Raw genomic sequence first — 18,850 nt, forward strand, 5'->3', positions numbered from 1 at the left:
ATGGAGAAACCCCTGCGCCTCCAGGCCTTCCTGGCCCGCGCCGGCGTGGGAAGCCGCAGGAAGGCGGAGGAGCTTATCCGCCAAGGCCGGGTGCGGGTGAACGGGAGGGTGGCCGTCTTGGGGCAAAAGGTGAACCCGGGGGACGTGGTGGAGGTGGACGGGAAACCCGTGGAACCCCCCCAGGAAAGGATCGTCCTGGCTCTCCACAAGCCCAGGGGCTACACCACCACCCGCCATGACCCCCACGCCCAAAAGACGGTCTATGACCTTCTGCCCGATATCCCGGGCCTCCACCCCATAGGCCGCCTGGACCGGGACTCGGAGGGGCTTCTCCTCCTCACCAACGACGGCCACCTGACCCTCCGCCTCACCCACCCCCGCTACGGGATCAGGAAGGTCTACCGGGTCTATACCGAAAGGGGCACCCTACCCCTGGCCATTTGTCAGCGGCTTTTAGAGGGAGTGGACCTCGAGGATGGCCCTGCCCGAGCCCTGGCCTGCCGGCCGGCTCCCGGGGGTGCCCTCCTCACCCTGGCGGAAGGCCGGAAGCGGGAGGTGCGAAGGATGTTGAAGGCCGTGGGCTACCCGGTGACGAGGCTCATCAGGCTCCAGGTGGGACCCATCCGCCTGGGCCACCTACCCCCGGGAAAGTGGCGGCAACTTTCGCCAAGGGAGGTGGAAGCCCTTTTGCGGGAAACCCCAGTAGAATAAGGGCCATGTTCACTGCGGGGAACGGACCCGTGCAAATCCCAGCCGAGGCCATAGAGAAGCGGGTAAAAGAGCTGGGAGCCCAGATCGCCCAGGACTACCAGGGAAGAACCCCCCACCTCATCTGCGTGTTGAACGGAGCCTTCATCTTCATGGCCGACTTGGTCAGGGCCATCCCCTTGCCCCTGACCCTGGACTTCATCTCCATCAGCTCCTACGGGAACGCCTACCGCACAAGCGGCGAGGTGGAGCTTTTGAAGGACCTCCGCCTGCCCATCCACGGCCGGGATGTCATCGTGGTGGAGGACATCGTGGACACCGGGCTCACCCTCTCCTACCTCCTGGATTACCTCGAGGCCCGCAAACCCGCCTCGGTGCGGGTGGCCGCCCTCCTCTCCAAGCCCAGCCGACGCCAGGTGGAGGTGCCCATCCACTACCTGGGCTTTGAGATTGAGGACGCCTACGTCTACGGCTACGGCCTGGACCGGGCCCAGTTTGACCGCAACCTGCCCTTCATCACTTCCATCCGCCCGGAGGAAGAATGAAGTACCTGGACCTGATCGCCGTTCTCTTCGCCGCCGTGCTTTTGGTTTCCAACGTGGCCTCCACCAAGCTGGTGGTGCTGGGGCCCTTTACCTTTGACGGCGGTACCCTGCTTTTCCCCTTGGCCTACATCTTCGGAGATGTGCTCACCGAGGTCTACGGCTATAGGCGTAGCCGCCGGGTTATTTGGCTCGGCTTTTTTGCCCTCCTCCTGGCCACCCTTACCTTCCAGGGAGTAGCCGCCCTCCCCGCCCCCAAGGATGAGGAAAGCCAGCGCTTCGCTCAGGCCTTCGGCCTCCTTCTGGGCCTTACCCCCAGGATCGTCCTGGGAAGCCTCCTGGCCTACTTCGTGGGGGAGTTCGCCAACGCCTATGTCCTGGCCAAGCTTAAGGTGAAGACGGAAGGGCGCTTTTTCTGGCTTAGGGCCCTCACCTCCACCCTGGTGGGCCAGGGGCTGGACACGGGCATCTTCCTCCTGGTGGCCTTCTACGGGGTTTTCCCTCCGGAGGTGCTTTGGGCGGTCTTCCTCTCCAACTACGTGTTCAAGGTGGGGGTGGAAGCCCTCATGCTCCCCATCACCTACGGGGTGGTGGGCTTCCTTAAGCGGGTGGAAGGGCTTGACGTCTACGACCGGGACACGGACTTCAATCCCTTCCGCTTGGCGTAAGCTTTAAGGGGATGCCGGGAGTCGCCATCATAGGAGCCCAGTGGGGGGACGAGGGCAAGGGTAAGGTGGTGGATGCCCTCGCTCAGGAAGCCGATTACGTGATCCGCTACCAAGGCGGGGCCAACGCTGGCCACACGGTGGTGGCGGAGGGGCGGGTCTTCAAGCTGAACCTTCTGCCCTCGGGGGTCATCCATCCCCATGCGGTGAACATCCTGGGGGACGGGATGGTCATAGATCCCTTCCGCTTCCAGGAGGAGCTTGAAGCCCTGAGGAAGGAGGGATTTAACCCTCAGGTGCTGGTTTCGGAACGGGCCCACCTGGTTCTTCCCCACCACAAGCACGTGGAAAGCCGCCATAACTTCGTGGGCACCACCGGTCGGGGCATCGGCCCCGCCTACTCCGACCGGGCCAGGAGGGTGGGGATCCGGGCTGGGGACCTCTTAAAGGAAGAGGTGTTAAGGGAACGGGTGCGCCGCCTCCTTTTGGAAAAACCCAACTCCACCCGGGAAGCGGGCTGGGACACGGAGGAAAAGGCCCTGGCCGACCTCTATCGGATGCGGGAGATCCTGGCCCCCTTTGTGGCGGACACCGGAAGCCTCTTGCGGGAGGCCCTGAAGCGGGGCAAGCGGCTTCTCTTTGAGGGAGCCCAGGCCACCCTTTTGGACCTCAACTACGGCACCTACCCCTATGTGACCAGCTCCCACCCCACGGTGGGAGGCATCCTGGTGGGCACGGGGCTAAACCACAAGGCCATCACCAAGGTGTACGGGGTGGCCAAGGCCTACGCCACCCGGGTGGGGGAGGGTCCTTTCCCCACGGAGCTCCAAGGGGAGCTGGCCCATTACTTAAGGGAAAGGGGCGGGGAGTACGGCACCACCACGGGCAGGCCCAGGCGGGTGGGCTGGCTCGACCTGGTGGCCCTCAAGTACGCCTGTGAGGTGAACGGCTTTGACGGCCTGGCCCTCACCAAGCTGGACGTGCTCTCCGGGTTGGACAGGATCAAGGTGGCGGTGGAATACCTGGATGGGGCCCGGCCCGGGGAGGCGAGCCCTGAGGCCGTGCGCTACCTGGACCTCGAGGGCTGGGGGGACCTTTCCGGGGTGCGAAGCCGGGAGGACCTTCCCGCATCCTTAAGGCGCTACCTGGACCTCATCGAGGAGTACACCGGGGTACCCGTGGTCCTCTTTTCCACAAGCCCAAGACGGGAGGACACCTTCGGGGCGGTGAGCTGGGTCTAGGGCCACCCCACCCCCCTGGCGAAAGCCAGGGTAGGGGGCCGGCAGATCCCTTCCGCAAACCTGCCTCCAGGGCCCTACCCCCTTAAGAAGGCCACATACCGCTCCAAAAGCCCGTAGGCCTCCCCGGAGGCCAGGACCTCCCGGGCCAGGCGCACCCCCTCCCGCAGGGTGGCCGCCTTGCCCGCCGCGTAGAAGCCCGCCCCCGCCGCCAGGGCCACCCCTTGGGCGTGAGGGCCTTTCTCCTCCCCCCTTAGGATCCTTTTGGCCAGCTCGGCGTTCTCCGCTGGGGAGCCCCCCCTTAGGGCCTCGAGGGGGTAAGCTTCCAGCCCCACCTCCTCGGGGACCAGGGTATAGGCTCCCTTCCCCACCTCCACCACCTGGTTCTCCCCCAGGATGAGCTCGTCCGCCCCCTCCCCGTGGACCACCAGCCCCTTGGCCCCCAGGTGCCCCAGGGCCTCGGCCATGGGGGTAAGCCACCGGGGGCTAAAAACCCCAAGGACATACCGGTCGGCCCCCGCAGGGTTGGTGAGGGGACCCAGGAGGTTGAACACGGTGCGAATACCTAGCTCGGCCCTCACGGGGGCCACGTGGCGCATGGCGGGGTGGAAAACCCGGGCGAAGAGGAAACCAAAGCCCAGCGCCTCAATGGCCTCCCCCACCCGTTCGGGGGGAGCCTCCAGGTTGACCCCCAGGGCCTCGAGGAGATCCGCCGAGCCCGCCCTTGAGCTGGCCGCCCGGTTTCCGTGCTTGGCCACCGCCACCCCTCCCGCCGCCGCCACCAGGGCCCCCAGGGTGGAGAGGTTCAAAAGCCCCTTGTGGTCCCCCCCGGTGCCCACGATGTCCAAAAGCGGTCTGCGGCTTACGGGAATGCGCCGGGCCGCTTCCCGCATGGCCCGGGCCATGGCGGCGATCTCCGAGGGGGTCTCCCCCCTCAGGGCCATGGCGGTGAGCACCCCCGCCACCTGCACGGGGGAAAGCTCCCCGGCCATCATGGCCTGCATGAGGCCGTGGGCCTCCTCCTCGGTGAGCACCTCGCCCAAAAGCGCCTTCTTCACTGCCTCCATGGGTCCTCCAGAAAGTTCTTAAGGATGATCTTACCCGCTTCCGTCAGGTAGCTTTCCGGGTGGAACTGCACCCCGTGGGTGGGGTACTGGCGGTGGCGGAAGCCCATCACCGTTCTCTTCCCCGCCTCCTCCACCCAGGCGTTTACCAAGAGGTCCTCCGGCACCTCCTCCACCACCAGGGAGTGGTAGCGGGTGGCGGGGAAGGGGTTGGGAAGACCCCGGAAGATACCGGTGCCGTCGTGGTGGATCTCGCTCACCTTTCCGTGCATGATCACGGGAGCGGGCACCACCTTGCCCCCGAAGGCCATGCCGATGGCCTGGTGCCCCAGGCAGACCCCCAGGATGGGGTAGCGGGGGGCGTAGCGGCCGATCAAGGGCAGGGAAAGCCCGGCCTCCAAGGGGGTGCAGGGACCCGGGCTTATGAGGATGCGGTCGGGATTTAAGGCCTCCACCTCCTCGAGGGCGAACCGGTCGTTCCGCCAAACCACGGGGCTTGCCCCAAGCTCCCCCAGGTACTGGACCAGGTTGTAGGTGAAGCTATCGTAGTTGTCGATCACCAAAACCCTCATAGCCCCTCCTCCGCCATCTCCACCGCCTTCAAAAGGGCCTTCGCCTTGTTCCAGCACTCCTCGTACTCCCTTTCCGGCACCGAGTCCGCCACAATGCCCGCCCCCGCCTGCACGTGCATCCACCCACCCGCGATCACGAAGGTACGCAAAGTCAAGGCCACGTCCATGGCCCCGTCGTAGGCCAGATACCCAAAGCTTCCCCCATAGGGTCCCCGGCGGTGGGGCTCCAGCTCCTCGATGATCTCCATGGCCCGGATCTTGGGGGCTCCCGAAACCGTGCCCATGGGGAGGACGCTGGCCAGGGCATCCAAGGGGGTCTTGCCTTCCGCCAACACCCCTTCCACCGTGGACACCAGGTGCATCACATGGGAGTAGTACTCCACGTGCAAGGGCTCCAGGACCCGCACCGTGCCGAAGGCGGAAACCCGGCCGATGTCGTTGCGGGAAAGGTCCAGGAGCATCACGTGCTCGGCCCTTTCCTTCTCGTCCTTTAGAAGCTCCTCCGCAAGCCTTCTATCCTCCTCCTCATCCCTCCCCCGGGGCCGGGTGCCGGCGATGGGCCTGGTAACCACCTTGCGGCCATCGGAGCGGAGGAGGCTTTCGGGGCTCGCCGAAACCAAGACCACCTCCCCCAGGTCCAGGTAGCCCATGTAAGGGCTAGGGTTCACGCTCCTCAGGGCCCGGTATAGGGCAAAGGGGTGCACGGTAAGGGGGGAGGAAAGCCGTAAGGAGAGGACCACCTGGAAGATATCCCCGGCGCGGATGTACTCCAAAGCCCTTTCCACCGCCCTTAAGTACTCCTCCCGGCTCATGTCGGGCTCAAAGCGGGCCCTCCCCCCCGGCCTTTCCCCCGGCACCCCCGGCAAGGGACCCTTAAGCTTTTTCTCGGCCCAAACAAGGCGGGCTTCGGCCTCCTCGAGGCCCCGCCCCGGGGCCACCAGGTGCAGGAGGTTTTTCAAGTGGTCAAAGACCGCCACCACCTCGGGCTCCACGAAGAGGAGGTCGGGGAGGCCCAGGTCGTCGGGCTTGAGGGAGGGCAGGCGCTCGTAGTAGCGGATGAGGTCGTAGGCGGCGTACCCCACCACCCCCCCAAAGAAGGGGGGCAGGTCGGGATGCCGCTCCATGGGAGCATGAACCGCCTCATAAAGGGTGCGCAAGGGATCCCGGGTTTCCACCCTTTCCCCGTTTACGGTGAAAATCCCGTCCTTCAGGCGGAAGGTGCGCCGGGCCCCCACCCCGATGATGGAAAAGCGGCTTTGCCTTCCCCGCTCCACCGACTCCAGAAGAAAGCTCACCGGGGCCTTCTCCGAAAGCTTCAGGTAAGCGGTCACCGGGGTTTCCAGGTCCGCCAAGAGGGTTTTGCGAAAAGGCCTTATGGTTTCCATGCCGCTCCTTACAAAAACCCCGGGGCCTAGCCCCGGGGAAACACGCCCATCCGCCCCCGGGGACCTAACCGGGCCACCAAAGGGTGGGAAGCGGGCTCATGTTCCCAGAATAGCCCAAGCCCCCCCTGGCGTCCAGGGGAAGCCGGGCATCAAGGAAGCCTCAGAACCTTTCGGCCACCGTCTTCATCTGCAGGAAGTGCAGGAGGTAATCAGGCCCCCCGGCCTTGGTGTCGGTGCCGGAAAGGTTGAAGCCGCCGAAGGGCTGCACGCCCACCAGGGCCCCGGTGATCTTGCGGTTGAAGTAAAGGTTCCCCACGTGGAACTCCCGCCTGGCCCGCTCCAGGTGCTCCCGCTTGCGGGAGTAAACCCCACCCGTGAGGCCGTAGACCGTGTTGTTGGCCACCTCGAGGGCCTCCCCGAAGTCCTTTACCCGGATCACGGAAAGCACGGGGCCGAAGATCTCCTCCTGGGCGATCCTGGCCGTGGGGGACACCTCGGTGAAGATGGTGGGAGCGATGAAGTAGCCCTCCCCTTCCAGGCGCTCTCCCCCAAGGACCAGCTGGCCTTCTCCCTTGCCGATCTCGATGTAAGAAAGGATCTTTTTCTCCTGGGCTTGGCTGGCCACAGGGCCCAGGTCGGGGTTCTCCTCGGCCGGGCCCACCACCAGGCGCTCGGCCCGCTTCAAGACCCTTTCCATCAAGGGCTCAAAGGCCTTCTCCGTGACGATGAGCCGGCTTGCTGCCGAGCACTTCTGCCCCTGGAAGCCGTAGGCGGAGATGAGGATGCCCTCGGTGGCCGCGTCAAAATCGGCGGTTTCATCCACGATGATGGCGTCCTTGCCACCGAGCTCCAGGAATACCCGCTTGATCCAGCGCTGGCCCGGGGCCAGCCTGGCCGCCCTCTCGTGGATCCAAAGCCCCACCTCGAGGCTCCCGGTGAAGTTGATGAACCGGGTCCTGGGATGCTCCACCAGATAGGCCCCCACCTCGCTTCCCTTGCCGGGCAGGAAGTTCACCACCCCTGGGGGGAAGCCTGCCTCGTGAAGGATCTCAAAGACCTTGGCGGCGATGACCACCGTGTCCTCCGCGGGCTTGGCCACCACGGTGTTCCCCACCGCCACGGGTCCAGCCAGCATGCCGGTGAAGATGGCGATGGGAAAGTTCCAGGGGGCGATGACCACCCCAGCCCCCAAGGGTATGTAGAAGCTTTCGTTATCCTCCCCGGGGTAGGGCATCACCTCCACGGAGGGGTACTTGTACTTGAGGGCCTGGCGGGCATAGTACTCCAGAAAGTCAATGGCCTCGGCCACCTCGGCGCTGGCCTCGAGCCAGTTCTTGCCGATCTCGTAGACCAAGGTGGCCTCCAGCTCCCGCCGCCTTCTTTTCATGAGGGCGGCCGCCTTTAGGAGGAGGCGGCTCCGGTCCTCCTGGGGCCAGTCCCTCCAGGTTTTAAAGGCCCTCCAGGCCGCCTCCAGGGCAGCTTCCGCCTCGGAAAGCCCCGCCTTGGCGGTGCTCCCCACCACCTCGCTCGGGGCCGAGGGGTTTAGGGACTGGATCTTCTCCTGGGTATCCACCCAGGCCCCATCGATGTAGAGGCCATAATGGCGGCCAAACTCGGCCCTGACCCGCCTTAAGGCCTCCCGCATCTCCCGCCTGGCCTCCTCCGTCTGGAAGGTTTCTATGGGCTGGTTGCGGAAAGGTTCCACCGTCATGCCTTACCTCCTTTTCCTTTAGCCTCCTAGGAGGCTCCTTAGCACCAAAAACAGGTTTTCGGGCCGTTCGGCGATGCGCCGGCTTAGGTAGGGGTACCAGTGGGTGCCGTAGGGCACGTAGGCCCGCACGGTGTAGCCCTCCTGGGCCAGGCGCCTTTGTTCCTCGGGGCGCACCCCGTAGAGGAGCTGGAACTCAAAGCGGTCCTTGGGGATGCCCATGGCCCCGGTGTACCGCTTCACCTCAGCGATGAGCCTGGGATCGTGGGTGGCGAAGGCCACGTAAAGCCCTTCCTTCAGGGCTAGCTTCCCCAGGTGCAAAAACTCGGCGTCGATGAGGCGCTTAGCCTGGAAGGCCACCTCCTTGGGCTCCCGGTAGGCTCCCTTCACCAGGCGCAGGTTGGGCCGGTAAGGGAGTAGCTCCCAGAAGTCCTTTTCCGTGCGGAACAGGTAGCTTTGCAAAACCACCCCCACCCCGCTGAAGCCCTCCTCCCGCAAGGCCTTGTAGATGCGCAGGGTAGCCTCCACCCGGGGAGAATCCTCCATGTCTATCCGCACGAAGACCCCCTTGGGCTCCGCCTCCCTAAGGATTTCCCGAAGAAGATCCAAAGCCAGGGCCTCGGAGAGGTCCAGCCCAAGCTGGGTAAGCTTTAAGGACACGTATTTGGGCCAAGGGCGCCCGGCCACCGCCCGGATGAGCTCCAGGATCCCCTTCTGGAAAGCGCGGGCCTCCTCCTCGCTTCTCACCATTTCTCCCAGGAGGTCCAAGATGGCGTGGACCCCCTGGGCCTCGAGTCTTTCCGCTACCAAGAGGGCTTCTTCCAAGGTCTCCCCCGCCACATAGCGCCGCACCAGGCTCCTGGCCCGGGTCTTGATAAGGGCCTCCACCTTGGGATTCCCCGCCACGGAAAACACCGCCTGCCGATAGAACAAATCCAGGTTCATACCCCTCCTTTCCTAAGCCTGGCCACCACCAGGTCGCGGAACCGGTACACGTGGGCCTCCACCGCCCTCTTGGCCCCTTCGGGGTCCCGCCTCTTCAGGGTCTCGAGGATGGCCTGGTGCTCCTTGCGAGTAGTCTCCTCCTGGGAAAGGGTGGACAGGGCGCTCCGGACCAGGGCCAAGCTGGAAAGGAGGTCCTCGTAGAGGCGGTAGAGGGTCTTGTTCCCGGAAAGCCGCACCAAGGCCCGGTGGAACTCCAGGTCCCGGCGCATCTGCTCGGGGTAGTCCTCGGGGGGAGCTTCGTCAATGGCTTTAAGGCGGGCCTCGAGGTCAGCAAGCTCCCAAGGGGTGGCCCTAAGGGCTGCCTCCCGGGCCGCCTCCCCTTCCAGAAGGGCCCGCACCCCGTAGACCTCCTCCACCTCCTCCGGGCTGAAGATCCGCACCCTGGCCCCCCGGCCCGGCACCAGCTCCACCAAGCCCTCCTCCGCAAGGCGCATGAGGGCTTCCCGCACGGGGGTGCGGGAAACTCCGAGCTCCTGGGCCAAGAGGGGCTCGGAAAGCCTTTCCCCAGGGGCGAACCGCCCGGAGAGGAGAAGGTCCTTGAGGTGCCGGTACACGGCCTCCCGCACCTGGTTGGGCCGGCGAAAGCCTAGGGTCTGCATCCTGTATACAAGATGCTCCGGCCTGTTCCCGTTGTCAAGAAGGGAGATGGCGGCCACGGGTGGCCGCCATCCCCGCGAAGATGGGGCTTCCTAGCCCTTTTGGGGCAGGGGCTGGCCGTCCGGACCGTACTTAAAGTAGGAGGGGGGTATGCGCCGGATGAGCTCCTCCACCGCTTTGCTCACCATGACCGCAAGGGCCTTACCCATGGGGGTCTTTTGATACTGGCTTAGGGCCCCGCCCAGGGCAGCCCCGGGTACCAGGGCGCCGAGCAGGCCGCCAAAGTCGGTATCGGAAGCCTCCCCTTCCACGCGGAAAGCGGCCACCACGGCCCCCGTGCGGACATCAACCGCTCGGAAATCCACGGCTACATAGGCCTTCTTCTGGCCGCCCGCCACCGCACCTAATAAACCCCCCAAGAGTCCACCGCCCCCACCCCGTGTACCACTAGCATCGGGCTCAAAAGCGGTGATGGTTCCAGTAATCAGGATTTCCGCGCCCTGAAGTTGCTGAACTTGGTTGCCTATACCTGCTTCTTTCTGTAGTTGCTCGAGGACGGACCGTTCATACACGATAAAATGATTGGTGTTAATCAGCGCCGTGGTGAGCATATCAGAAATCCCAGCTCCCACGTCTCCTCGGCTCGTTGAAACCTCTATTCCAAACAGCTTACCCAAAACAGCCGCACCAAGCTGAGAAGAATCCACACCGGGTCCACACTTCTCCGCTTTGCACGAAAACGAGGCAACCACTACCTTTGCCCTAGGACCCGTATAGGTAGCATAGGGGTTATCCGGTGAAAGTCCCGAGTCTACCTTGGTCGTCACCTGAGGAGCACATGCGGCCAGAAAAAGGACAGCCAGAGAAAGCAAGCCCTTTCGCATAGCGGGGTCACCTCCCTCTCCACCCCCGGTTCTAAGGAGGGTGGCTTAGAAAACTTTAAGAGGCATCAGGTTTTCGCCTTGTTTATTTGCACTTGACAAATGATACCTTTGTGAGAAAATGAGCGATTTCATGCCTACCCCAAAATAGCCTTCTTCAGCCACCCCCCAAGCCGCTTCCACCAGGGCCCAAACCGGGCCTCGTACGAGCGGGCCGCCTCCTCGGGAGCAAGGTCCACCCCCAGTTCCTGGGCCAGGAAGTAGCGGTGGTCCATCACCCACAGGTAAAGGTCGGCCTCGGTGCGGCCGGGAAACTCCCGCAGCAAGCCCAGGCGGCGGATGGCCTCTGCCGTGGGCCGGTAAAGGTTTCGGTACCAGTCCACTACCCCCTCTTCCCAGGGAATCCCCCTGTCCTCCTCCAAACCCTTGAAGTACCGCCGGGTAGCGATGTGGTCCAGAAGAAGGTCGTAGCGTCCCAAGGTGGTAAAGCGGATCTCGGAGAACTCCTCTGGAGGGATGAGCTCCTTCAAGCGGGTTCTTTCCAGAAAATGGGCGTACTCGGCCTTGAGGATAAGGTCCTTCAAGGTATCCCCGGGTTGCAAGGCCACCGGCACCTCGAGGGCGATCACGTAAGCATCGATGAACTTCTGGCCCGTAGCCTTGGCCAAGGCCACCCGGTGGTTGCCGTCCTTGACGAAGTAGGCCTCCCCCACCTGGTACACCTCGATAGGGGGAAACTCCACCCCTGAAAGCTGGAGAGCCCTGAGGCGCTTCCAGCGCTCCAGTGTATGGGGGGTTCGCGGAAGGAAGTGGCGGTGGAAATCCTCGTAGCGGTCCACCGAACCCACCACCCTGTCCACCTCGATGGATCTAAGCCCAAGGTGATGCTCCCCCCTGGGTCGTAAGGCCAAGACTTCATGGAAGGGAAGGAGGGTATCGGGCTCCCCCTTAAACCGGTGAACCAGCTCCAGGAGTCTAGCCCGCCACTCCAAGCGCTCCGCCTCGTACTCCGCCTGCCAGGATTCCCTCGGTGTGGATCGGTCCATGGTTATGGAAGCGCTCCCACCCCTTCACTCAGGTTAACCCCTCTCGATCAAGAAAAGGTAAGAAACACCCGCAAGTCCAAGTGCGGCTTGCCATGAACCCACCCCCCGGGGTTAGATAAGGCCATGAGTTTATTCCTGCGCGCCCGCGTGGAAAGCGAGCTGGAAAGGTTAAAGCAGGAGGGGCTGTACATCCGCCCCAAGGTCCTCGAGGCTCCCCAGGAACCCGTAACCCGGGTGGAGGGACGGGAAGTGGTGAACCTGGCCTCCAACAACTACCTCGGTTTCGCCAACCACCCCTACCTGAAGGAGAAAGCCCGCCAGTACCTGGAACGGTGGGGGGCGGGAAGCGGAGCCGTGCGCACCATTGCCGGCACCTTCACCTACCACCTGGAGCTGGAAGAAGCCCTGGCCCGCTTCAAGGGCACGGAAAGCGCCTTGGTCCTGCAATCGGGTTTCACCGCCAACCAGGGGGTGCTGGGAGCCCTGCTCCAGGAGGGGGACCTGGTCTTCTCCGACGAGCTGAACCACGCCAGCATCATCGACGGCCTCCGCCTCACCAAGGCCACCCGTTTGGTCTTTCGCCACGCCGACGTGGCCCACCTGGAGGAACTTCTGAAGGCCCACGACACCGAAGGCCTCAAACTCATCGTCACCGACGGGGTCTTCTCCATGGACGGGGACATCGCTCCCTTGGACCGCATCGTGCCCCTGGCCAAGAAGTACGGGGCGGTGGTCTACGTGGACGATGCTCACGGAAGCGGCGTCCTGGGGGAAAAGGGCAAGGGCACGGTGCACCACTTTGGCTTCCACCAGGACCCCGACGTGATCCAGGTGGCCACCCTCTCCAAGGCCTGGGCGGTAGTGGGGGGATATGCCGCCGGGGCGTTAGAGCTCAAGGACCTCCTCATCAACAAGGCCCGGCCCTTTCTCTTCTCCACCAGCCACCCCCCGGCGGTGGTGGGGGCTTTGCTGGGTGCCTTAGAGCTCATCGAGAAGGAGCCCGAGCGGGTGGAAAGGCTTTGGGAAAACACCCGCTACTTCAAGCAGGAGCTTGCCCGTATGGGCTACGACACCCTAGGAAGCCAAACCCCCATCACCCCGGTGCTCTTCGGGGAGGCCCCCTTGGCCTTTGAAGCGAGCCGCCTCCTCCTGGAAGAAGGGGTCTTCGCTGTGGGCATTGGCTTTCCCACGGTGCCCAGGGGGAAAGCCCGAATCCGCAACATCGTCACCGCCGCCCACACCAAGGAGATGCTGGACAAGGCCCTCGAGGCCTACGAGAAAGTCGGCCGGAAGCTTGGGGTGATCCGCTAGGCTGCTTCCCGAAGGACACACCTGGTGGCTTCCTTGCCCTCCCGTACCCTGGGCCGCATCCTCACCCCTCCCCCCTTGGTGGGCTTCATGGTCTCCCTGGCGGAGGCCCCCAAGGGGGGAAGGATCCTGGAGCCCGCCGCGGCCCACGCCCCCTTCCTGCGTGCCTTCCGGGAGGCGCACGGCACCGGGTACCGCTTCCATGCGGTAGAGGTGGACCCCCTGGCCTTTGACCCTCCCCCCTGGGCGGAAGGCCATGTGGCGGACTTCCTCCTTTGGGAGCCCCGGGAGGCCTTCCACCTCATCCTGGGCAACCCGCCCTACGGGGCCCTGGGAGCGGGAGCCCGGCTGGATTCCGAGCGGCGGAGGCTTTACCGAAGTCGCTTCGCCACCTGGCACGGGCGCTACAACCTCTACGGGGCCTTCCTGGAGAAGGGGGTGAGGCTCTTAGCCCCTAAGGGGATGCTGGTCTATGTGGTCCCCGCGGGGTGGATGGTCCTTTCGGAGTTCCGTAAGCTCAGGGCCTTCCTGGCCCGGGAGGGGGAGACGGAGGTCTACTACCTGGGCCGGGCCTTCCCCGGGGTCAAGGTGGTGGCCGCGGTGGTCCGGTTCAGGAAGGGGGGAAGGGGCTTAAAGCTCTACGATGCGGAAGGTCCCCTCTTCCATAGCCCCCTCCTCCTTCTGGAAGACCCCGCCTGGCAGGGGGAGATGATCCGCTTCCCCGACCCCAAGGCCCTGGAGATGGAGAAGAGAGGGGTGCCCCTGGGGGCGCTTTTCCACCTCCACTTCGCCGCCAGGAGCCCGGAGATCCGATCCCACCCCCTCACCCGCACCGCCCCGGGCCCCGGCCTGGTGCCGGTGCTCACGGGGAGGAACCTGAAGCCGGGGGAGATCGACTACGAGACCCCCTACTCCGGCCTCTACTTCCCCAAGGAGGCCGCAGGCCTCCTCAAGCCCTTCTACGCCACCCCTCACCTGGTGGTGGGGAACACCCGCCACTACCGGGTGGTGGCCGCCTGGGATAAGAGGGCTTATCCCTGGCGGGAGGAGTTCCACCTCCTGCCCAGGGTGGGGGTGAAGGTGGACCCGGAAGGCCTGGTGGCTTACCTGAACGGCCTCGAGGTCCAGGCCTACTACCGGGGGCTTTACCGGGAGGTGGTGCCCCACCTCACCCGGGAGATGCTCTTGAGGATTCCAGTGCCCAGGGATTTGGCCTTGAACCAGGCTCCCTTTGCCGCTAGCGCCCGGTGAAGTAAACGCGAAGGACAAGCCCCACGGCAAAGAGGAGGCCCAAGGCCACAAGGAGCTCCGGGCGCTTGGGAGGCTCCTTCAGGCCTTTGTAGAACCACCCTCCCGGCTCGAGGCCCCCCAGGTAGTGAAGCCCCGCCGCCAGAAGGAGACCGTAAAGGAGGTGCAGGCCATCCTTGGGCCTGAGGCCCGCCAGGAAAAGGGCAAACCCCAGGGCCACCTGCAGGATGGCCACCCAGGCCACCCCCCGCAGGGCCCGAAAGAAGCCCCCAGGCAGGGGCCGAAAAAAACCCTGCAAGCCCACCAAGGCCAAGGCAGGAACCGCCAGGAGGAGCAAAGCCCCCAAGGAGGCATGCAGGAAAAGCAAAACTGGCATAGGGCCATGATAAGGCACCCTTCCGGTTCATTTGGGGCAGGGGCCCCAAAGCGGAGGGCATCCCGGGCATTATTGGTAATAGTACCAATCTCCTCCCCGGGAACACGCGCCCTCTTGGCCCATCCTTAAGGGAAAAGTGCCGCGTTCCTTCCTGTGTTATACTAAGGGCGTGAGTTACGACGCTTCCGCCATTAAGGTACTCAAAGGCCTAGAGGGGGTACGCCACCGCCCCGCCATGTACATCGGGGGCACGGGGGTGGAGGGGTACCACCACCTCTTCAAGGAAATCCTGGACAACGCCGTGGACGAGGCCCTGGCGGGCTACGCCACGGAGATCATCACCACCCTCAACCCCGATGGCTCCCTCACCGTGGAGGACAACGGCCGGGGCATCCCCGTGGACCTGATGCCCGAGGAGGGCAAGCCCGCGGTGGAGGTGATCTACACCACCCTGCACTCCGGAGGCAAGTTTGACAGCAGCGCCTACAAGGTTTCCGGCGGCCTCCACGGGGTAGGAGCCAGCGTGGTGAACGCCCTTTCCGAGTGGACGGTGGTGGAGGTGTTCCGGGAGGGAAAGCACCACCGGATCGCCTTCAGCCGGGGCGAGGTCACCGAACCCCTTGCCGTGGTGGGGCCCGCTCCCAAGGGCAAGACCGGCACCCGGGTCACCTTCAAGCCCGATCCCCTCATCTTCGGGAACCAGGCCTTTGACCCCAGCAAGATCAGGGCCCGCCTACGGGAGGTGAGCTACCTGGTGGCGGGGCTCAAGCTGGTCTTCAAGGACCTCATCCACGGGCGGGAGGACGTCTATCTAGACAAAGGCGGGGTGGCCTCCTTCGCCAAGGCCCTGGCGGAAGAGGAGGAGCTTCTTTACGAAAAGCCCTTCCTCCTCAAGGGGCAGGAGGGGGAGGTGGAGGTGGAGGTGGGCCTCATCCACACCAAGGGGTACAACGCCGAGATCCTCACCTACGCCAACATGATCCCCACCCGGGACGGCGGTACCCACCTCACCGCCTTTAAGAGCGCCTACAGCCGGGCCCTGAACCAGTACGCTAAGAAGGCGGGCCTAAACAAGGAAAAAGGCCCCCAGCCCACCGGGGATGACCTTCTGGAGGGGCTTTATGCCGTAGTGAGCGTAAAGCTACCCCAACCCCAGTTTGAGGGCCAGACCAAGGGGAAGCTTTTAAACCCCGAGGCGGGGAGCGCCGTAAGCCAGGTGGTCTACGAGAAGTTTTTGGAGATCCTCGAGGAGAACCCCCGCATCGCCAAGACCATCTACGAGAAGGCCCTGCGGGCCGCCCAAGCCCGGGAGGCCGCCCGGAAGGCTCGGGAGCTGGTGCGCCGGCAAAACCCCCTGGAGTCCGACGACCTTCCCGGGAAGCTGGCCGACTGCCAAACGGAAAACCCGGAGGAAGCGGAGCTTTTCATCGTGGAGGGGGATTCGGCCGGGGGAAGCGCCAAGCAGGGCCGCGACCGGCGCTTCCAGGCCATCCTGCCCCTTAGGGGCAAGATCCTCAACGTGGAAAAGGCGGGGCTTTCCAAGGCCCTGAAAAACGCCGAGGTGCGGGCCATGGTGGCGGCCATCGGGGTGGGGATCGGGGGTACGGGCGACGAAGCCCACTTTGACCTCGAGGGCCTCCGCTACCACAAGATCATCATCATGACCGACGCCGACGTAGACGGAAGCCACATCCGCACCCTCCTCCTCACCTTCTTCTACCGCTACATGCGGCCCCTGATCGAAAGGGGGCACGTGTTCATCGCCCAGCCGCCCCTTTACCGCCTGCAGGTGGGGAAAAAGGTGGAATACCTCTACTCCGACGAGGAGCTTGCCGCCCGCCTGAAGGAATTGGAGGGGAAAAGCTACGAGGTGCAGCGCTTTAAGGGTCTCGGGGAGATGAACCCCGAGCAGCTTTGGGAAACCACCATGAACCCGGAGAAGCGGGTTTTGAAGAAGGTGGAGCTCCAGGACGCCCTCGAGGCCAGCGAGCTCTTCGAGAAGCTCATGGGACAGGAAGTAGCCCCCAGGAGGGAGTTCATCGAGGAGCACGCCCGCTACGCGGAGCTGGACATCTGACGATGAGGGAAGAATCCCTGGCCCCTTAGCCGAGACCCATCCGGCCCATGCCCTACCCGCCCGACCACCCCGGGGATTGGCTGGAGGAGGCCACGACCCTCCTCCTTCTGGAAGGCCGCCTTCTGCTGAAGGCCTACCCTGGGGCCGGAAAGAGCACCCTCTTCCCTCTCCGGCTCTTAAAGGCCTTGCCGGGCAGGATCCTCCTCTTTGAACCCCGGCGGGTGGCGGCCCGGGCCGTGGCGGCCAGGCTTGCGGAAAACCTGGGGGAGCCCCTGGGAAAAACCGTGGGCTACCGGGTGCGGCTGGAGGGGAAGGAAAGCCAGGAAACCCGCCTTTTGGTGATGACGGAGGGCCTGCTTCTCCGTTATCTCCTGGAAAGCCCCCACCTTCCTGGGGTTTCGGCGGTACTCCTGGACGAGGCCCACGAGCGCCATCTGGAGAGCGATTTGGCCCTAGCCCTACTCCCTCGGGTCCAGGCCACCCTAAGGCCCGACCTCAAGATCGCCTTGCTTTCCGCCACCCCCGACGAGGCCTTGGCCGCCCTAGCAGGAAGGGTCCTCGAGGTGGAGGGAGAAAGCCACCCGGTGGAGGTCTTTCACCTGGAAAGACCCTGGGAAGGCCCGCTGGAACCCCTGGCTGCCCGCTATGCCCGCAAGGCCTTTCTGGAAGGAGAAGGGGATGTCCTGGTCTTCCTTCCGGGGAAAGGGGAGATAGAGCGCACGCAAAGGCTTCTTTCGGATCTTCCCGCCTTCCCCCTCCACGGGGGGTTACCCCTCCAGGAACAGGCCGCCCTGCTCCGGCCTGGACCCAGGAAGATCGTCCTGGCCACGGATGTGGCGGAAACCAGCCTCACCCTTCCCCAGGTGCGTGCCGTGGTGGACTCCGGCCTGGCCAGAAAACCCCGCTTTGACCCCAGAACCGGCCTCACCCGCCTGGCCCTGGTGCGCATCCCCGAGGAATCCGCCAGGCAACGGGCGGGCCGGGCCGGACGCACCGGACCCGGGCGGGTTTACCGGCTTTACCCCAAAGGCCCCTTTCCCCCAAAAAGGCCGGAGATCCTGGAGGTTGACCTTTCCCGGGCCCTCCTGGTGGCCCTGGCCCTGGGCGAGAAGCTGGAAGACCTCCCCCTGCCCACCAAGCCTCCCCGAGGGGCCTTGCAAAGCGCCTGGAACCTCCTGGAACTCCTGGGAACGGTCCAAGGGGATAGGCTAAGCCCTCTGGGAAAGCGGATCCTCTTCCTCCCCACCCACCCCCGCCTGGCCCGCATGGTGCTGGAAGCGGAAAGGTTGGGCCTTCTCCCCCTGGCCGCCGATCTCTTGGCCCTCCTGGAGGAACGGAATCCCCTGGAAGGGGAGCCGGACCTGATGCTCCATCTAGAAGGCCTCCTCGAGGCCCGGAGGGAAAGGCGGGGTGCTTTTTTGGCCCACGAGCAGGTTTCCGCCCTCTGGCGCGGACGCTTTGGCGTGCTCTTTCCCGAGAGCAACCCCCCTGGCACGATAAAACCCCAGCAAAGCCTTCCGGCTCCGGAAGAAGTGGGCCGGCTCCTCCTGGCCGCCTATCCCGAGCGGGTGGCCAAGCGGGTAGCCCCAAAGCGGTACAAGCTCTCCTCCGGGCCCCTTATCCAGCTCTCCGGTGACGGCCCCGCCTACCTGGTGGCCCCCTGGGCCGACCTGGGCCCCCAGGGAGGAAGGGTTCTTCTTTACGCCCCCCTGGCCGAGGAGGATCTCCTCAAGCGGGCCGAACTGGTCCTTTGGACCGGATGGGAGGAAGGAAGGCTCCGGGGCTATCTGGAGCAGCGCTACGGTGCCCTGGTGCTGGAACGGGTGGCGGTGGACCCAGGCCCCCCCACGGCCAAGCACCTCGAAGAGGCCTTAAACGGCCAGCTACGCCTTCCCGAGGAGGCCCGGCAGGTCCTCCTGCGCCTCTCCTTCCTCCGAGCCCACGGGATAGAGGTGCCCGAACTCTCGGAGCAAGCCTTGCTTCGCGATCTTTCCTGGCTCCTCCCCTGGACCCAGGGGGTGCGGAAGGTGGAAGACCTCCTGGCCCTGCCCTGGAAGGAGATCCTTTTAAGCCTCCTGGGGGACAAGCGGCAGCTTCTGGAGAGGCTGGCGCCGGAAAGCCTAGCCCTGCCCTCGGGCAAGCGCAGGCGCCTCACCTACCGGGAAGGGGCCCCACCCCTTCTTTCCCTGCGCATCCAGGAAGCCTTTGGCCTTCGGGAAACCCCCAGGGTGCTGGAAGGCCGGGTAGCGGTGGCGGTGGAGCTCCTTTCCCCCGCGGGCCGTCCGGTCCAGGTGACCCAGGACCTAAAAAGCTTCTGGGAAAACCGCTACCCCGAGGTGCGCCGGGAACTCATGCGCCGCTACCCCAAACACGCCTGGCCGGAGACTCCATGAGACAACCCCTACCCAAGGTCTGGGGGTTAGGTTTATA

General features: G+C 64.7%; 17 protein-coding genes. 8 read left to right on the top strand and 9 right to left on the bottom strand.

Annotated elements, in window-relative coordinates; genetic code table 11:
• Genes KQ693_RS01250 through KQ693_RS01265 form a run of 4 tightly spaced genes read left to right on the top strand, consistent with a single transcriptional unit; the run spans position 1 to position 3,156 of the window.
• Positions 1-711: a pseudouridine synthase gene (locus KQ693_RS01250; RefSeq protein ID WP_267261671.1), complete on the top strand. Its 711-nt coding sequence runs from the start codon at positions 1-3 to the stop codon at positions 709-711.
• Positions 712-716: 5 nt separating this feature from the next.
• The gene (gene hpt / locus KQ693_RS01255; RefSeq protein ID WP_267261672.1) at positions 717-1,253 is read left to right on the top strand and encodes a hypoxanthine phosphoribosyltransferase; all 537 of its coding nucleotides are present in this window, start codon (positions 717-719) and stop codon (positions 1,251-1,253) included.
• A complete protein-coding gene (locus KQ693_RS01260) occupies positions 1,250-1,918 on the top strand; it encodes a queuosine precursor transporter (protein WP_135257057.1) in 669 nt (222 codons plus the stop codon). Before hpt ends, KQ693_RS01260 begins: the two co-directional genes overlap by 4 nt.
• An 11-nt stretch (positions 1,919-1,929) precedes the next feature.
• A complete protein-coding gene (locus tag KQ693_RS01265; protein WP_267261673.1) occupies positions 1,930-3,156 on the top strand; it encodes an adenylosuccinate synthase in 1,227 nt (408 codons plus the stop codon).
• A gap of 74 nt (positions 3,157-3,230) precedes the next feature.
• Here KQ693_RS01265 and trpD read toward each other — a convergent pair whose 3' ends face one another.
• The 8 genes from trpD to KQ693_RS01305 form a co-directional block, all read right to left on the bottom strand.
• Complete coding sequence (gene trpD, locus KQ693_RS01270) at positions 3,231-4,220, bottom strand: anthranilate phosphoribosyltransferase (protein ID WP_267261674.1); 990 nt, start codon at positions 4,218-4,220, stop codon at positions 3,231-3,233.
• Positions 4,208-4,789 (bottom strand): anthranilate synthase component II, encoded by a 582-nt coding sequence (locus KQ693_RS01275; protein WP_126200891.1) that lies wholly within the window; start codon positions 4,787-4,789, stop codon positions 4,208-4,210. Before KQ693_RS01275 ends, trpD begins: the two co-directional genes overlap by 13 nt.
• The gene (trpE, locus tag KQ693_RS01280) at positions 4,786-6,174 is read right to left on the bottom strand and encodes an anthranilate synthase component I (RefSeq protein WP_219759528.1); all 1,389 of its coding nucleotides are present in this window, start codon (positions 6,172-6,174) and stop codon (positions 4,786-4,788) included. Before trpE ends, KQ693_RS01275 begins: the two co-directional genes overlap by 4 nt.
• 160 nt (positions 6,175-6,334) lie before the next feature.
• Positions 6,335-7,885, bottom strand: coding sequence for an L-glutamate gamma-semialdehyde dehydrogenase (gene pruA / locus KQ693_RS01285; RefSeq protein ID WP_267261675.1), 1,551 nt, complete (start codon positions 7,883-7,885; stop codon positions 6,335-6,337).
• An 18-nt stretch (positions 7,886-7,903) separates the two neighbouring features.
• On the bottom strand, positions 7,904-8,827 hold the full coding sequence (locus tag KQ693_RS01290; RefSeq protein WP_267261676.1) for a proline dehydrogenase: 924 nt from the start codon (positions 8,825-8,827) through the stop codon (positions 7,904-7,906).
• On the bottom strand, positions 8,824-9,486 hold the full coding sequence (locus tag KQ693_RS01295) for a GntR family transcriptional regulator (protein WP_267261677.1): 663 nt from the start codon (positions 9,484-9,486) through the stop codon (positions 8,824-8,826). Before KQ693_RS01295 ends, KQ693_RS01290 begins: the two co-directional genes overlap by 4 nt.
• Before the next feature lie 90 nt (positions 9,487-9,576).
• Positions 9,577-10,368: a CsgG/HfaB family protein gene (locus tag KQ693_RS01300; protein ID WP_267261678.1), complete on the bottom strand. Its 792-nt coding sequence runs from the start codon at positions 10,366-10,368 to the stop codon at positions 9,577-9,579.
• A gap of 134 nt (positions 10,369-10,502) precedes the next feature.
• On the bottom strand, positions 10,503-11,411 hold the full coding sequence (locus KQ693_RS01305) for a transcriptional regulator (RefSeq protein WP_267261679.1): 909 nt from the start codon (positions 11,409-11,411) through the stop codon (positions 10,503-10,505).
• A gap of 123 nt (positions 11,412-11,534) precedes the next feature.
• Between KQ693_RS01305 and KQ693_RS01310 the strand changes: the two genes are divergently transcribed.
• Together KQ693_RS01310 and KQ693_RS01315 are read left to right on the top strand one after the other, a co-directional pair.
• Positions 11,535-12,722, top strand: a complete 1,188-nt coding sequence (locus KQ693_RS01310) for a glycine C-acetyltransferase (protein ID WP_267261680.1) — start codon at positions 11,535-11,537, stop codon at positions 12,720-12,722.
• A gap of 87 nt (positions 12,723-12,809) precedes the next feature.
• Positions 12,810-13,970, top strand: coding sequence for a TaqI-like C-terminal specificity domain-containing protein (locus KQ693_RS01315; protein WP_416376379.1), 1,161 nt, complete (start codon positions 12,810-12,812; stop codon positions 13,968-13,970).
• On the opposite strand, the gene KQ693_RS01320 is transcribed toward KQ693_RS01315, so the two are convergent.
• The gene (locus KQ693_RS01320; protein WP_267261682.1) at positions 13,957-14,343 is read right to left on the bottom strand and encodes a hypothetical protein; all 387 of its coding nucleotides are present in this window, start codon (positions 14,341-14,343) and stop codon (positions 13,957-13,959) included. The genes KQ693_RS01315 and KQ693_RS01320 overlap by 14 nt on opposite strands.
• A 169-nt stretch (positions 14,344-14,512) precedes the next feature.
• On the opposite strand from KQ693_RS01320, the gene KQ693_RS01325 reads away from it, so the two are divergent.
• On the top strand, positions 14,513-16,420 hold the full coding sequence (locus tag KQ693_RS01325) for a DNA topoisomerase subunit B (protein WP_267261683.1): 1,908 nt from the start codon (positions 14,513-14,515) through the stop codon (positions 16,418-16,420).
• A gap of 47 nt (positions 16,421-16,467) precedes the next feature.
• A complete protein-coding gene (gene hrpB, locus KQ693_RS01330; RefSeq protein ID WP_267261684.1) occupies positions 16,468-18,813 on the top strand; it encodes an ATP-dependent helicase HrpB in 2,346 nt (781 codons plus the stop codon).
• Positions 18,814-18,850: the final 37 nt, after the last annotated feature.

This window comes from Thermus brevis (assembly GCF_026427635.1).
In the GTDB taxonomy this organism is placed as follows: Bacteria; Deinococcota; Deinococci; order Deinococcales; family Thermaceae; genus Thermus; species Thermus antranikianii.